The sequence below is a fragment of the Streptomyces sp. NPDC047130 genome, assembly GCF_040643475.1.
GTDB lineage: Bacteria > Actinomycetota > Actinomycetes > Streptomycetales > Streptomycetaceae > Streptomyces.
Genome location: NZ_JBEYUK010000007.1, coordinates 24,540 through 39,753, shown reverse-complemented (window position 1 = coordinate 39,753; position 15,214 = coordinate 24,540). Strand labels below are relative to the sequence as shown.

General features: G+C 74.0%; 11 protein-coding genes and 2 pseudogenes. 9 read left to right on the top strand and 4 right to left on the bottom strand.

Translation table 11 applies throughout. The features are described from left to right. Nucleotides 1–22 precede the first annotated feature (22 nt). Nucleotides 23–985, top strand: coding sequence for a TIGR03885 family FMN-dependent LLM class oxidoreductase (locus tag ABZ836_RS11995; protein WP_361141516.1), 963 nt, complete (start codon nucleotides 23–25; stop codon nucleotides 983–985). Continuing rightward, the gene (locus ABZ836_RS11990; RefSeq protein ID WP_361141514.1) at nucleotides 982–2,898 is read left to right on the top strand and encodes a glycoside hydrolase family 15 protein; all 1,917 of its coding nucleotides are present in this window, start codon (nucleotides 982–984) and stop codon (nucleotides 2,896–2,898) included. Before ABZ836_RS11995 ends, ABZ836_RS11990 begins: the two co-directional genes overlap by 4 nt. A 16-nt stretch (nucleotides 2,899–2,914) precedes the next feature. Here the strand turns inward: ABZ836_RS11990 and ABZ836_RS11985 are convergent, their stop codons facing one another. Then, nucleotides 2,915–3,331 carry a hypothetical protein gene (locus ABZ836_RS11985; protein ID WP_356129620.1) on the bottom strand — a complete coding sequence of 139 codons (417 nt, stop codon included), beginning with the start codon at nucleotides 3,329–3,331 and terminating at the stop codon, nucleotides 2,915–2,917. A 243-nt stretch (nucleotides 3,332–3,574) separates the two neighbouring features. Between ABZ836_RS11985 and ABZ836_RS11980 the strand changes: the two genes are divergently transcribed. The 4 genes from ABZ836_RS11980 to ABZ836_RS11965 all read left to right on the top strand — a co-directional run bounded on the left by ABZ836_RS11980 (nucleotide 3,575) and on the right by ABZ836_RS11965 (nucleotide 8,813). Beyond that, nucleotides 3,575–5,596, top strand: coding sequence for a hypothetical protein (locus tag ABZ836_RS11980; protein ID WP_361141512.1), 2,022 nt, complete (start codon nucleotides 3,575–3,577; stop codon nucleotides 5,594–5,596). Between the two features lie 80 nt (nucleotides 5,597–5,676). Beyond that, nucleotides 5,677–6,732: a YncE family protein gene (locus ABZ836_RS11975; protein ID WP_361141510.1), complete on the top strand. Its 1,056-nt coding sequence runs from the start codon at nucleotides 5,677–5,679 to the stop codon at nucleotides 6,730–6,732. A gap of 212 nt (nucleotides 6,733–6,944) precedes the next feature. Beyond that, on the top strand, nucleotides 6,945–7,712 hold the full coding sequence (locus tag ABZ836_RS11970; RefSeq protein ID WP_356129625.1) for an SDR family NAD(P)-dependent oxidoreductase: 768 nt from the start codon (nucleotides 6,945–6,947) through the stop codon (nucleotides 7,710–7,712). Between the two features lie 60 nt (nucleotides 7,713–7,772). Next, complete coding sequence (locus ABZ836_RS11965) at nucleotides 7,773–8,813, top strand: NAD(P)-dependent alcohol dehydrogenase (RefSeq protein ID WP_356129627.1); 1,041 nt, start codon at nucleotides 7,773–7,775, stop codon at nucleotides 8,811–8,813. An 88-nt stretch (nucleotides 8,814–8,901) separates the two neighbouring features. On the opposite strand, the pseudogene ABZ836_RS11960 reads toward ABZ836_RS11965, so the two are convergent. Then, a pseudogene (locus ABZ836_RS11960) lies at nucleotides 8,902–10,474 on the bottom strand (MDR family MFS transporter). 205 nt (nucleotides 10,475–10,679) lie between these two features. Here ABZ836_RS11960 and ABZ836_RS11955 point away from each other — a divergent pair. The 3 genes from ABZ836_RS11955 to ABZ836_RS11945 all read left to right on the top strand — a co-directional run bounded on the left by ABZ836_RS11955 (nucleotide 10,680) and on the right by ABZ836_RS11945 (nucleotide 14,184). Beyond that, nucleotides 10,680–11,327 carry a TetR family transcriptional regulator gene (locus tag ABZ836_RS11955; protein WP_361141508.1) on the top strand — a complete coding sequence of 216 codons (648 nt, stop codon included), beginning with the start codon at nucleotides 10,680–10,682 and terminating at the stop codon, nucleotides 11,325–11,327. 188 nt (nucleotides 11,328–11,515) lie between these two features. Further along, entirely contained in the window at nucleotides 11,516–13,099 is a 1,584-nt protein-coding gene (locus ABZ836_RS11950; RefSeq protein WP_361141506.1) for an alkaline phosphatase D family protein, read from the top strand. A 680-nt stretch (nucleotides 13,100–13,779) separates the two neighbouring features. After that, nucleotides 13,780–14,184, top strand: coding sequence for a VOC family protein (locus ABZ836_RS11945; RefSeq protein ID WP_356129633.1), 405 nt, complete (start codon nucleotides 13,780–13,782; stop codon nucleotides 14,182–14,184). On the opposite strand, the pseudogene ABZ836_RS11940 reads toward ABZ836_RS11945, so the two are convergent. Continuing rightward, nucleotides 14,177–14,428: pseudogene (locus ABZ836_RS11940) on the bottom strand (lysine transporter LysE); the annotation flags it as partial. The gene ABZ836_RS11945 and the pseudogene ABZ836_RS11940 sit on opposite strands and share 8 nt — an antisense overlap. A gap of 386 nt (nucleotides 14,429–14,814) precedes the next feature. Continuing rightward, the gene (locus ABZ836_RS11935; RefSeq protein WP_356129635.1) at nucleotides 14,815–15,189 is read right to left on the bottom strand and encodes a DUF2255 family protein; all 375 of its coding nucleotides are present in this window, start codon (nucleotides 15,187–15,189) and stop codon (nucleotides 14,815–14,817) included. Nucleotides 15,190–15,214 lie beyond the last annotated feature (25 nt).

Genomic DNA, 15,214 nt, shown 5'->3' with positions numbered 1-15,214 from the left:
AGCAGGAAGCGAGCACGCCGCCATGACCGCGTACGGATTCCACGTCTCGCACGAGCAGTTCTCCCCCGCCGAGGCGCTGCAGCTGCTCCGGGCGGCCCAGGACGCCGGCTTCGCGACGGGCATGTGCTCCGACCACTTCGCGCCGTGGTCCTCCCGGCAGGGCCATTCGGGGCACGCCTGGGCCTGGCTGGGCTCCGCGCTCGCCTCGACCGAGCTGCCGATGGGCGTGGTCACCGCGCCCGGGCAGCGGTACCACCCCGCGGTGCTGGCCCAGGCGGCGGCCACGCTCGCCCAGATGCACCCGGGACGGCTGTGGGTGGCGCTGGGCACCGGACAGGCGCTCAACGAGCACATCACCGGGGACCGCTGGCCCTCGAAGGAGGAGCGCACCCGCCGTCTCGAGGAGTGCGTGGACGTGATGCGGGCGCTGTTCGCGGGCGAGGAGGTCTCGCACGACGGTCTGGTCCGGGTGGACCGGGCGCGGCTGTGGTCGCTGCCGGAACGCCCGCCGATCCTGCTGGGCGCGGCCGTCACCCCCGCCACGGCGCGTCGGGTCGCGGCCTGGGCGGACGGCCTGGTCACGGTCAACCGGCCCGGCGACGCGCACCGGGACACGCTCGCCGCCTACCGTGACGCCGGCGGCCGGGGCCCCGCCGTCCTGCAGGCGCACCTGTCGTGGGCGCCGACCGGTCAGGAGGCGCTGGACGCCGCGCACGACCAGTGGCGGGAGGCCGCCCTCGGCAGCGACGTCGGCTGGGAGATCCCGCTGCCCGAGCACTTCGAGCAGGCCGCGGCCGGGACGGAGCCGCACCGCGTGGAGGGCCCCGTCCTCGTCTCCGCCGAACTCGGCCGCCACGCGGACTGGCTGGCCCGGCAGGGCTCCCACGGGTTCGACGAGGTGATGCTGCACCAGGTGGCCAAGGACCACCAGCTGCGGTTCGTGGAGGCCTTCGGGGCCGAGGTGCTGCCGGAGCTGAGCGCGTGAGCGCCCCGCCGCGCCGGGAGGAGGCCGACGGTGGGACGGCCGGCGGGTGGCCGCCCATCGGGTCGCTGGCGTTCCTGTCGGACTGCCACGTGGCCGCGCTGATCGGCCCCGACGCCGCCGTCGAGTGGCTCTGCGCCCCGCGGTTCGACGGGCCGTCGGTCTTCGCCCGGCTGCTGGACCGGCGGACCGGGGGCGCCTGGGAGCTCCTGGTCGACGGCGCGCCGCCGCCCGAGCAGCGGTACCGGGACTCCACCCTGCTGGTCGAGAGCCGCTGGTCCGCGCCGGGCGGCACGCTCCTGGGCGAGGACTTCCTCGCCGTCCACGACCCCCCGGCGATGGACGAGGCCGACGGCGTCGCCTCGCGCGGGGTCCTGGTGCGCCTGCTGCGCTGCGCCGAGGGGCGGGTGACGGTCCGGCACCGGGTCGACGTCCGGCCCGACTACGCGCGCGCCCGGCCGCGCTGGTCGCCGGCCGGGGAGCGGGGCGCCCTGCGGGAGGCGACGGCGGGCCTGTGGCTGGGGGCCGTCGACGACCGCGGGGGCGCGCCCGCCCCGGAGGGCCCGGAGGACGGCCTGGTGACCGTGGAGACCACCCTCGCCGAGGGCGAGTCGCTCGCCGTCGTCCTCGGCTACGACGGCGCGCCGCACGGCCCGCTGAGCATGGACCTGGTCCACCGGATGCGGGAGGAGACGCTGCGCGCCTGGCGGGCCTGGGACGCGCGCAACCGGTACGACGGCTTCGGCGCGGCACAGGTCCGGCGCAGCGCGCTGGTCCTGCGCGGGCTGATGACCGCGGAGACCGGAGCGCTGCTGGCGGCCGCCACGACCTCGCTGCCGGAGTGGATCGGCGGGGAACGCAACTGGGACTACCGGTTCCTGTGGCACCGTGACGCCGCCCTGGTCGTCCTGGTGCTGATGCGGCTGGGGCACCGGGCGGAGGCGAGCAGGTACCTGCGCGTGCTCCTGGCCCACAGCGCCCGGGAGGCCGGAGCGCTGCACCCGATGCTCGACCTCGACGGGCGGGCCGAGGGCGAGGAGACCGTCCTGGACCACCTGGGCGGGTACCGGGACTCGCGGCCCGTGCGGGTCGGCAACAGCGCCTTCGCCCAGCACCAGCTCGACGTCTACGGGCAGGTGCTGGACGCGGCGTTCGTCCACCAGCAGGCCGCGCTCGGCACCGGGGAGGAGCTGACCGCCGAGGAGCTGAGCGCCGCCTACGCCGTGGTCGACGAGGCGGCGCGGCGCTGGCGGGAGCCGGACGAGGGCATCTGGGAGGTGCGCCGGGGCAGGCGGCACTGGACCATCTCCAAGGTGTACGCCTGGGTCTGCTTCGACCGCGGCCTGCGGCTGGCGGAGCTCACCGGCGACGACCGGCCCGACCTGGACCACTGGCGGCGGCAGCGCGACGAGGTCCGCGAGGAGGTCCTCACCCGGGGCTGGAACGCGTCGGTGGGCGCCTTCACCCAGAGCTACGGCTCCCCGGACCTCGACGCCTCCCTCCTGTCGCTTCCCCTGCTCGGCTTCCTGGACGGCACCGACCCCCGGGTGGTGTCGACCCTCGACCGCGTCGAGCGGGAGCTGGGCGAGGGGGGCTGGCTGGTCCACCGCTACGACCCGGCCGCCACCGACGACGGCGTCGGCGGCCCCGAGGGCGGCTTCCTGCTCTGCTCCTTCGCCATGGTCTCCGCGCTGGTGCTGGCCGGCCGGGCCGACGAGGCGCGCCGCCGGTACGAGGAACTCTGCGCCCGCGCGGGACGGTTCGGGCTCTTCTCGGAGGAGATGACTGCGGAGGGCGTCATGCTGGGCAACTACCCGCAGGCCTTCACCCACCTGGCGCAGATCGACGCGGCGATGAACCTGGACGCCGCCGGTGACGAGGAGTCGCTGCGCGCCTGGGCGGAGCGCACCGCCTGAGCGGGTACCGCTCCGCTCAGAGGGCGCCCTCGCGCGCGTCCGGCCGGTAGGTGGCCAGGGACCAGATGATGAAGACGTCCAGGGCGATCAGCAGCACCGACCAGACCGGCGCGTAGGGCAGGAACACGAACTGCTCGATCAGGCTCAGCACGGCCAGCACCAGACCGGCCACCCGTGCCCATTCCCTGCCGCCCAGCAGCCCGGCGCCGGTGACGAGCAGGAGCACGCCGACGACCAGGTGGACGACGCCCCAGCCGGTGAGGGTGAACTCGAAGACGTACGAGCCGATCCGGCCGTACACGTCGTCCCCGGCGACCGCGGCGATGCCCTGCAGCACCGTCACCGCGCCGGAGACGCCGAGGAGCACGCCCGCGAACGTCGTGCCGCCCGTCGCCAGCAGCTGTTTCTTCCCGGAGCCCGCCTGCCCGCTCATACGCGGTCCTTCCGCCGTGGGGACTGGTCCCTACGAGGGTGCGCCGGGCCGAAGTGCCCGGCACGCGGTGGGAGGCGGACGGGCTAACGGCGGGCGGGTCCGGTGAATCGGCCCTCACCCACCCCTCACAGATCAGCTTTGGTTAGGCTAACCTAAGCACGTCGCACAGGGCCTCAGTCCTGCGCCGTCGCCTACTTCTTGGGCTTTTCACACCCTTCGCCCCACCAGGAGCCTTCCTCAGCCATGTCCCCCTACAGAGCCGACCGCGCCCCCCGTCCCCACGGCCGTCTTGGCAGGATCGCCGCCGCCACCGCCGGAGCCGCGCTCACCATCGGCGCGCTGACCTCCCCGGCGCTCGGCGCGGGCCAGGGCGGCGAGGCCGCCGGCCTGTCGACGCGGACGACCGCCGACGCCGCCCCCGCGGTGTCGCTGGGGTCCGGATCCGTCGCGGCGGGCGCGCAGGTCTCCTTCACGGCGACGGGCCTCCCCGCCGGGGCGACGCTCAACGTCAAGCTGGACAAGGTCACGCTGCTCACCCCCGAACCGTTCACCGTCGGCGCGGACGGCTCCGCCACCGGCCGGGTGACCGTCCCCGAGGGCACCACGGCGGGCGCGCACACGCTGTACTTCCTGGTGCCCGGACAGCCCGGCATACCGGTCGCGTTGACCGTCCGCGTCCCGGCGGCCGAACTCCTGGCCTCCTCGGTGCAGGCCGGCGGCGCCGTGCCGTTCCGCGTCTCGGGCTTCCCGGCCAACTCGGCGCTGAACGTCAAGCTGGACGACGCGGCCCTCCTCACCTCGAAGCCCTTCACCACCGACGCGAACGGCTCGTTCTCCGGCAGCGTCACCGTCCCCGCCGACACCGCGGCCGGCGACCACTCGCTGCGCTTCCTGGCCGCCGGCACCAGCGTGAAGAGCTCCACCTTCACGGTGACCGCCAAGCCCGCGCCCGCGGGTCCGAAGGCGGTCGTCACCGCGGGTTCCTCGGTCGCGGCCGGCGGCAAGGTGTCGTTCTCCCTCTCCGGCTTCGTCAAGGGCCAGAACATCACCGTCAAGCTGGACGACGGCGCCATCCTGAAGCAGTGGGAGAACGCGGTCCGCGCCGACGGCACCTTCTCCGGCACGGTCACCGTGCCCAAGGACACCGCCAAGGGCGCCCACTGGCTGCGCATCCTGGCTCCCGACCCGTCCACCAGCCTCCGCGCCGACTTCACGGTGACCTCCGGCGGCGGCTCCGGCTCGGGCGGGTCCACGGGCGGCGGCTCCACCGGTGGCGACTCCGGCTCGGGCGGCTCCACCGGCGGCGGCTCCGGCTCGGGCGGCTCCACGGGCGGCGGCTCGACCGGCGGGTCCACGGGCGGCTCGGCCACCGGCGGCACCAGCAGCGGCGCCTCCGCGTCCATCACCGCGGGCTCCAGCGTCAGGGCGGGCGGCAAGGTCTCCTTCCGCGTCACCGGCTTCCCGGCCGGTGAGCGCCTGACCGTGAAGCTGGACGACTCCGAGATCATCGGCCAGTGGACGATCGGCTCCGACGGCTCCTTCTCCGGCAGCGTCACCGTCCCCTCGGGCACCACCAAGGGCGCCCACTGGCTGCGCTTCCTGGCCCCCAACCCGTCCACCAGCCTCCGCGCCGACTTCACCGTCACCGACGGCGCCGACCCGGCCTCCGCCGCCACCGGCGGCTCGGGCGCCGGCGGCACGGGCGCCACGGGCGATGTGCCCGCCGCGACCGGCTCCCCCGCCTCGGCCTCCAACTCCGCCGGCGCCAAGGCCGAGATCACCGCCAGCGAGGTCCAGCCGGGCGGCACGATCCACTTCACGGTGACCAAGTTCCCGAAGAACGAGACCGTCACCGTCAAGCTGGACGACGACGGCATCCTCGGCCAGTGGAAGACCGACGCCGAGGGCTCCTACGAGGGCGACATCGAGATCCCCGCCGACACCCCGGCCGGCGAGCACTGGTTCCGCTTCCTCGCGCCCAACCCGCCCACCAGTCTGAAGGTCGACTTCACCGTGGTGGCCGCCGGCCGGAGCGCCCCGGCGGCGACCGACTCCACCGCCGCCCCGCAGGCCGAGACCCTCGACGGCGCCCCGGCCGCCACCACGACGGCCGCCTCCCCCGTCTCCTACGCCACCATCGGCTGGTCCACGGCCGGCGGCGTGGTCGGCGGCGCGGCGGGCGCCGCGGCAGCCGGTTACCTGGTGCTGCGCCGCGCCCGCCCGAAGGCGGACCCGGCCGGCACCGGCACCCCCGCCGCCGGCTGACCCTCCCCCCTCCCCCCGCTCCCCTCAGTTTTCGCTCTCGCACCGCGAACGCGCTGCCCTGACAAGGAGATTGACCTTTCATGAGCTCGACCCGTCACCTGCGCCTGACCGTGGCCGTCGCCGTCGCCGCGGCCGCCGGCCTCACGCTGACCTCTCCCGCCTCCGCCCACCCGCACAAGCCGAAGCCGAAGCCGGCGACGGTGGAGAGCACCACCCCGGTGTGGAAGGGCCTGTACCAGACCGCCTACTCGGAGCGGAACGACGTCCTGTGGGCGACCGCCTCCACCGGCCGCCCGCCGGTCACCCAGACCGCGCTGCTGAAGCTGGACCCCGACACCCTCGAGGTCCTCGGCAGCTTCACCCCGCCGCTGGTCAACGAGACGACCGGCGCCCGTGAGGCCGTCTACGGCATCGACGTGGACGACGAGAACAACACCGTCTGGGTCACCAACACCCGCGACAACGGCGTGGCCGTCTACAGCCAGCGGACCGGCGAGCACCTCGCCTTCCTGCCGAACGTGGGACACGCCCGCGAGGTCGTCGTCGACGAGAAGCGCGACCTGGCCTGGGCGACCTCGTACAACACCGGCGAGATCGTCGCGTTCGACACGGACACCTTCGCGGAGAAGAAGCGCATCGCCGTCGAGGGCGCCGGCCTCATGGGCGTCGCCCTGGACGAGCGGACGGGCAAGGTCTACGCGACCGACCTCAACAACCCGCGCATCGTGCAGTTCTCGCCGTACAAGGACGAGGCCGTCGCGTTCCACCCGGCCGGCGCGGGCGCCATCAGCGTCTCGCTGTCCCGCAACGGCCGCACCGCCTACACCACGAACCAGACCGACGGCACCGTCTCCGTCGTCAACCTGAGCACCAGCACCCTCAAGACGACCATCCCGACGGGCGCCGGCGCGCTCTCCGTGGCCACCGACGAGCGGACCGGCAGGCTGGTCGTCGCCAACCGCGTCGCCGCCACCGTCTCGGTCGTCGACCCGCGGACCGGCGCCGTGCAGGACCTGGTCACACAGAAGAACCCCAACCACGTCACCATCGTGGACGACACCGCCTACGTGCTCGACAAGTCGGGCGCCGGCGCCGAGGGCCTCGACCTCGGCTACCGGATCGACCTCGGCCACTGAGCCACGGCACCTCGACGGAGCCCCCGCGGCCATCCCCTCCCCAGGGCCGCGGGGGCTCCCGCGTTTCCCACGCCTCCCGGCGGTCCCGTTCCGCCCGCCCGGCCCGTACGAGATGTCGCCCGGAAGAGGGCGTTGTACGGTCGCGCTGACGGACGAACTTCGCATACCGCCCCATGTCCCGATGTCTCGCCCAGAGGAAGTGAGCACCCATCGTGAGCACCGACTACGCCACCGAGTTCGCCGGACGCGCCGCCCTGGTCACCGGTGCGGCCTCCGGCATCGGGCTCGCCGTCGCCCGCCGCCTCGCCGAGGGCGGCGCCAAGGTGGTCATCGCCGACTACAACGCCGACGGCGCCGAACAGGCCGCGGCGGACCTCGGGAGGGACGGTCTCGAGGCGTCCGCCGTCACGGTGGACGTCTCCGACCCCGCCTCCGTCGAGGCCGCGGTCCGGTTCACCGTCGACACCTACGGCGGCCTCCACCTGGGCGTCAACAACGCCGGCATCGGCGGCGACAGCGCTCCCACCGGCGAGCAGACGCTGGAGAACTGGGACCGCGTGGTGCGCGTCAACCTGGACGGCGTCTTCTTCTCGATGCGGTACGAGATCCAGGAGATGGAGCGGTCCGGCACGGGCGGCTCCATCGTCAACGTCGCCTCCATCCTCGGCTCCGTGGCCTTCAGCGGCTCCTCCGCGTACGTCGCCGCCAAACACGGCGTGCTGGGGCTGACCAAGTGCGCCGCCGTGGAGTACGCCCCCAAGGACATCCGGATCAACTCCGTCGGCCCCGGCTTCATCGAGACGCCGCTGCTGGCGAACATGGACACCGCGACCCGGGACGCCCTGGTCGGACTTCACCCGATCGGACGCCTGGGCCGGAGCGAGGAGGTCGCGGAGCTCACCGCCTTCCTGCTGTCCGACCGCGCCTCGTTCGTCACGGGCAGCTACCACCTGGTCGACGGTGGCTACACCTCCCTCTGAGCGCTCCGCCCTCTCGGGGTACCCGGGTCTCTCCCCCTCCACGGAAGGAGGCCGTTTTCCATGAAGGCACTCCAGTACCGCACCATCGGCTCCGCACCCGAGGTGGTGCCGGTCGCCGACCCCGAGCCCGGTCCGGGCGAGGTCCTGCTGAAGGTGGCCGCCGCCGGCGTCTGCCACTCCGACATCGCCGTGATGGAGTGGCCCGCAGAGCAGTTCCCGTACCGGCTGCCCCTGACCCTCGGGCACGAGGGCGTCGGCACGGTCGCCGCGCTGGGCGCCGGCGTCACCGGCCTCTCCGAGGGCGACCTGGTCGCCGTGTACGGGCCGTGGGGCTGCGGGCTGTGCGCCAAGTGCGCGGAGGGCAAGGAGAACTACTGCCTGGTGGCCCGCGAGCGGGGCATCAACCCGCCCGGCCTGGGCGAGCCCGGCTCGATGGCCGAGTACATGATCGTCGACTCGCCGCGCCACCTGGTGCCGATCGACGGCCTCGACCCCGCCGAGGTGGTGCCGCTGACCGACGCCGGCCTCACGCCCTACCACGCGATCAAGCGCTCGCTGCACAAGCTGGTCCCCGGCTCGACCGCGGTGGTGATCGGCAGCGGCGGCCTCGGCCACGTCGCGATCCAGCTGCTGCGCGTGCTGACCCCGGCGCGGGTGGTCGTGATGGACGTCAGCGAGGAGAAGCTGGAGCTGGCGCGCGCGGTCGGCGCGGACGAGACGGTGCTGTCGGACGCCGGGGCCGCCGCGAAGGTCCGCGAGCTCACCGACGGGCTGGGCGCCCAGGTGGTGCTGGACTTCGTGGGCGCGGAACCCACCGTGCGGACCGCCGCCGCGTCGGTCGGCATCGAGGGCGACATCACCATCGTGGGCATCGCCGGGGCGGGGCTGCCGGTCGGTTTCGGCCTGCTGCCGTTCGAGGTGTCGGTCGCCGCGCCCTACTGGGGCAGCCGCGGCGAGCTGATCGAGGTGTTCGACCTGGCCCGCTCCGGGGCGATCTCCGTCCACACCGAGAAGTTCTCGCTGGACGAGGCCCCCGAGGCCTACGCCCGGCTCCACGACGGCCGGATCAACGGCCGCGCGGTCGTGCTGCCGCACGGCTGACCGGCAACCTCCCGGACACGCCCGCGGGGCCGCCCTCCTCGACGGGGGGCGGCCCCACGGTCCGTGCCCGGCGGGCCGGGAGCCGGGATCAGACCTTGGCCGTCTCCCCGCCCTCGGCGCCCTCGCGGTTCCCGGGGCTCTCGGGGCCCTCCGCCGGCAGGTCCACGCTGTCGCGGAGCTTGGTGGAGGTGAGGAAGAAGGTGGCGACCACGCCGACGACCGCGACCGCCGCCGCGACCAGGAAGATCTGGCCGGTGGCCTCGCCGTAGGCCGCCCGGACGATCTCCTGGACCGGCGCGGGCATGCTCGCGATGTCCAGGTTGCCGCCCGCCGCCGCGCCGCCGCCCGAAGTGTCCACGCCCATCTTCCGCAGCCCGTCGGCGATCCTGGTGGCGACGCTGTTGGCGAGGATCGCCCCGAGCACGGAGACGCCGATGGTGCCGCCCAGGGAACGGAAGAAGGTGATCGAGGCGCTGGCCGCGCCGAGCTCGGAGAGCGGCACGGTGTTCTGCAGCACCAGGACCAGGTTCTGCATCGACATGCCGACGCCCACGCCGATGAGGAACATGCCGGCGAAGACGTACCACATGGACGTCGTGTGGTCGATGCCCGCCAGGCTCAGGAAGCCGAGGGTGAGGATGACGGTGCCGGCCACGATGTACGGCTTGACCTTGCCGCTCTTCGAGACCAGCTTGCCCGCGATCGTCGAGGAGAGCAGCACGCCCAGCATCAGCGGGACGGTCATCAGACCGGCCTTGGTCGGCGAGTAGCCGCGTCCGATCTGGAAGTACTGGCCGAGGAAGACCGCGCCGCCGAACATGGCCACGCCGACCGCCAGGCTGGCGACGATGGCCAGCGCCGGGTCACGGCGCTTGATGACCCGCAGCGGCACGACCGGGTCGGAGACCCGCGACTCCACCAGCAGGGCGAGGCCCAGCAGCACCACCGTGGCGCCGACCATGGCGCCGGACTCCCAGGAGATCCAGGCGAACTCGTTGTCGAAAGGTGACCCAGAGCAGCAGCACGCTGACGCCGACGGCGATCAGCGCCGCGCCCAGGTAGTCCACCTTCGGCTTCGGTCCGGTGCGCGTGACCGCGGGGAGCACGAGGGTGCGGGAGAGGATCACGAAGGCCAGGGCGGTGAACGGCAGCGCGAAGAAGAAGCACCAGCGCCAGCCGAGCCAGGAGGCGTCGGCGATGGCGCCGCCGAGCAACGGGCCGCCGACCGTGGCGACGGCCATCACCGCGCCCAGGTAGCCGTTGTACCGGCCGCGCTCCTTGGGGCTGATCATCGCAGCGATGATCACCTGCACCAGGATCTGCAGCGCGCCCATGCCGAGGCCCTGCAGGGCCCGGAAGCCGATCAGCGTGCCGGTGTTCTCCGAGAGACCGGCGCCGAGCGACGACACGAAGAAGAGCACGATGGCGACCTGCAGCAGCACCTTCTTGTCGAAGAGGTCCGCCAGCTTGCCCCAGATCGGCGTGGAGGCCGTCGAGGTGAGCAGCATCGCGGTGACCACCCAGGTGTACTGCGACTGCGTGCCCTCCAGCGCGCCGATGATCTGCGGCAGCGCCACGGAGACGATCGTGCCGCTGATCATCGTGACGAACAGCAGCAGGAGAAGGCCGCTCATGGCCCTCAGGACGGCCCGGTGCTCCATCCGCGGTGCGGGGGCCGCACCCGGTGGGGTGACATCGGTGGCGTCGGCGACGGGCGCGCTCAAGAAGGACCTCCGGAGAAGGCGGGAAGGGGAAGAAGGCATGCCCTCGGAGCGAGGGAGAAGGGGATGACGTCCACCATACATGCGCACTGTGCAATTTTGCGCACTGAGCATTTTTCTTGCCCGGGCCTTACCATGGCCTCCGATGGACACCACCGACCCCACCGCCGCCGCCCCGGACTCCCAGCCGGGCCTGCGCGAACGCAAGAAGGCCGCCACCCGTGAGGCGGTGCACCGCGCCGCGCTGCGCCTGACGGTCGAGCACGGCCTCGACCACGTGACGGTGGAGGCCGTCGCCGACGAGGCCGGAGTGTCCCGCCGGACCTTCTCCAACTACTTCGCCACCAAGGAGGACGCCGTCCTGTGGGGCGAGGAGCAGCAGGTCGCCGCCCTGCTGCGCGCGGTCCGCGACCGCCCCGCCGGGGAGGCTTCCTGGACCGCCCTGCGCGCGGCCCTCCACGCCACCATCGCCGGCGTCGGACCCGGCGCCGACCGCGTCGACCGCGAGACGGTCACCCGCACCCGGCTGGCCCTGCGCCACCCCTCCCTGCTGGGCCGTCAACTCGCCACCCACGCACGGCTGGAGCAGGACCTCGCCGCCGTCCTCGCCGACCGCGGCGCCGCACCGCTCCGCGCCCGGGTCCTGGCCGCCGCCTTCCTCGCCTCCCTGCGCACCGCCATGCGCGCCTGGGTCGAGACCGAACACCCCGGTGAACCGCTCGACCTCATCGGCGAGGTCATGGACCTCATGGCCCGCCCCTTCAAGGAGGACCCCCGCGCGGGGGACGCGTGACCCGCGCCGCGTCCGTGCGCAGCGGTGACTGACGCACCGTCGGCCCACGTCGTCAACCGACGTCCGGGCGAACCCTTCCGGCCCGGCGCGTCACGGCAATTCATGTCTCGGTCACCCCGGCACCCTCACCGTGTCATCGCCGGGGAGCAGCCTTCCGGATGTCCCAGCCCGACCTCCGAGGAGGCACCATGGCCGACCTGCATCCGTCCCGCAGACACCTCCTGGGCTACGGCACCGCCGGCGCCGCCCTGATGCTCGGCACCGGACTCTGGAGCACGGACACCGCCTGGTCCGCACCCGCCGTCCCCGACGACCCCTTCACCCTCGGCGTCGCCTCGGGCGACCCCCGCCCGGACGGCGTCGTGCTGTGGACCCGCCTGGCCCCCGACCCGTTCGCCCCCGACGGGCGGGGCGGCATGCCGCCGACGCCCGTCCGCGTCCAGTACGAGGTCGCCGCCGACCACCGCTTCCGCCGGGTCGTGCGCCGCGGCAGCGTCGTCGCCACGCCGGAGCTCGCGCACTCCGTCCACCCGGAGGTCTCCGGCCTGCTCCCGGACCGCGTCTACCACTACCGGTTCCGCGCCGCCGGGCACGTCTCCCCCGTCGGCCGCACCCGCACCACGCCGCCCGCCGAGGCGAAGCCGGCGGACCTGAAGTTCGCCTTCGCCTCCTGCCAGGCCTGGCAGGACGGCTACTACACCGCCTACGACCACATGGCCGAGGAGGACCTCGACCTCGTCGTGCACCTCGGCGACTACCTGTACGAGTCCGGCGTGCGCGGCAACCGGCGCGGCGTCAGCACCGACCCCCGGTTCCACACCGAGACCTTCGACCTGGCCCGCTACCGCCTCCAGTACGGCCTCTACAAGGCCGAGGAGCCGCTGAAGAAGGCGCACGCCCGCTTCCCCTGGGTCGTCACCTTCGACGACCACGAGGTGGAGAACAACTGGGCCGGCGACCTCTCCCAGGCCGACTCCGAGCCGGACCAGGACCCCGCCGTCTTCCGGGCCCGCCGCGCCGCCGCGTTCCAGGCCCTCTACGAGCACCAGCCGCTGCGCCACACCCAGATGCCGCAGGGCCCGAGCATGCGGGCCCACCGCCGCATCCCGTACGGCCGCCTCGCCGACCTCACCATGCTGGACACCCGCCAGTACCGCGACGACCAGCCCGACGGCGACGGCGAGTCCGCCACCAGCACCGCGCGCTTCGACCCGGACCGCACCATCCTCGGCGCCCGCCAGCGCGACTGGGTCCTCGGCAACTTCTCCCGCTCCCCCGCCCAGTGGCAGATCCTCGGCAACCAGGCCCCCATGGGCCAGACCGACAAGGATCCCGGCCCCGCCGAACTGGTCTGGCTCGACCCCTGGGACGGTTACGTCGCCGACCGCAACCGGCTCCTCGCCGAGGCGGACCGGCGCGGCGTGCGCAACCTGGTCGTCGTCACCGGGGACCGACACCAGAACTACGCCTGGGACCTCAAGCGGGACTACCAGGACCCCGAATCCCCGACCGTCGGCGCGGAGTTCGTCGGCACCTCGATCACCAGCGGCGGCGACGGCGCCGACATGAACGCCGACGGCGAGAAGTTCCTCGCCGCCAACCCGCACATGAGGTTCTTCAACGCCCAGCGCGGCTACGCCCGTGTCCGCGTGGACCACCGCCGCTGGACCACCGACTTCCGTGTGCTCCCCTACGTCCAGCGTCCCGGCGCCCCCATCACCACCCGCGCCACGGCGGTGGTCGAGGACCGGGTACCGGGCGTCCGGATGTGAGGTGCCCCCTCTGGCCTCCCCTCCCTTCCCCGGACGCCGACGGAGGGCGGACGACGGACGACGGACGGCGGACGGACGGAGGGCGGACGACGGACGGCGGACGGCGGACGGACGGCGGACGGCGGGCGGACGGCGGACGGCGGACGGACGGAGGGCGGACGACGGACGGCGGACGGCGGACGGACGGCGGACGGCGGGCGGACGGCGGACGGCGGACGGACGGCGGACGGCGGGCGGACGGCGGACGGCGGACGGACGGCGGACGGCGGGCAGGCGGACGAACGGCGGACGGACGGCGGACGGCGGGCGGACGGCGGACGACGGGCGGACGGCGGGCAGGCGGACGAACGGCGGACGGCGGGCGGACGGCGGACGGCGGGCGGACGGCGGACGACGGGCGGACGGCGGGCAGGCGGACGAACGGCGGACGGCGGGCGGACGGCGGGCGGACGGCGGACGACGGGCGGACGGCGGGCAGGCGGACGAACGGCGGGCGGCGAGCGGGCGGGCAGGCGGCGGGCGGACGGCGAGCGGCGAGCGGGCGGGCAGGCGGCGGGCCGGCGGCGGGCGGTCCCTTCCGGTGGGCACCGGTTCCGGCCTAGACTCGGCGGTCGCATCGCGTGCCGGCCGCCGTCCGGGCGGGGCATGGAGGTGCCGGGATATGCCCGTGGAGGCATACCTTGTCCGTCTCGTTCAACCACACCATCGTCCACGCCCGGGACAACCGGGAGTCCGCCCGCTTCTTCGCGGAGCTGCTGGACCTGGAGATCACCGCGGAATGGGGCCCGTTCGTCGCGGTCGCCCTCGCCAACGGCGTCACGCTGGACTTCGCCACCGTCCCCGAGGACCACATCGCCGTCCAGCACTACGCCTTCCTCGTCTCCGAGGAGGAGTTCGACGCCGCCTACTCCCGGCTCAGGGACCGGGGCGTCCAGCACTGGGCCGACCCGCGGCAGACCCTGCCCGGGGAGATCAACCACAACGACGGGGGCCGGGGCGTCTACTTCCTCGACCCGTCCGGGCACGCCATGGAGCTGATCACCGTGCCGTACGGCGGCTGGGGGGACTCCGGCCCGGTCAGCTGACCAGCAGCCGCACGGCCAGGGCGGTGACCAGCACACTGGAGGCGAGCGCGGTCGCCAACCGTTCCCGGTCCCCGGTCAGCACCCGCCCGAGCAGCGCGCCTCCTCCCGCGAGCAGCACCTGCCGGCCGGCGGAGGCGGCGAACACGGCCAGCACGAAGACGGCCTGCTCCGGGGGCGAGATGCCGACGGCTCCCGCCCGGCTGCCGAGCACCAAGGCCGCGAAGTGGACCACCGTCATGGGGTTCTGTGGTGCACCAGGCCGTGGCGGGTGGAGAGCAGCCCCGCCCGGTGGGTGCCCAGTCACGGCACGGACCTGCTCGGCAGCAGGCCGCCCCCGCGGTCCCCGGCCGCCGTGGCCGGGACCGTGACCGTGGCCGGGACCGTGGCCGTGGCGCACAGGAACCCGACCACGGGGCGCGGCGTTCGTAGCTGGCGTACGCGCTCGGGCAGGCCGGGCGGGTGCGCCGGGTTTCGCCGCGCGTGACGCTCGGTCAGGTGCTCGCCCGGCGCGAGCACCTGGCGGACTGCGGCACCTCGGGGAACTCCCCCGGCCGCACGTGCACCCGCGGTTCGTGGACGGCACGGTCCTGGCCGACGCGCGGGGTGGTGCGGCCGGGTCGAACCCCGTCCCTACCCGCGCGGGTCGAGCCGCATGGTGGTGGAGCGGGCGGACTCGCCCAGGATGGCCTCCAGGGAGGCCGGGTAGCCCTCGTACTTGGCGTAGTACGCCGCGTCCACCCGTTCGTTGACCGCCGGGTCGGCGTCGACGACGGTGACGTCCTTCTCGACGCCCCCGGCGCGGACGCGGCCCTGGTGACGGACCCGGGTGCCCCGGTACCAGCGGGACGCGGGGCCGTAGACCGACCGGACGTACAGGTCGTCGGCGTCCCGCACCACCCAGATCGTGCGCCAGTCGCTCAGCTCCCCGTCCTCGGCGACGGAGGCGATCTCCAGTTCCTCCGCCTCGCCGATCCCCGTGAGTTCGGTGCTGCTCCACGTGGTCATCACTTGTCGGCTCCTCGCTGGGGGT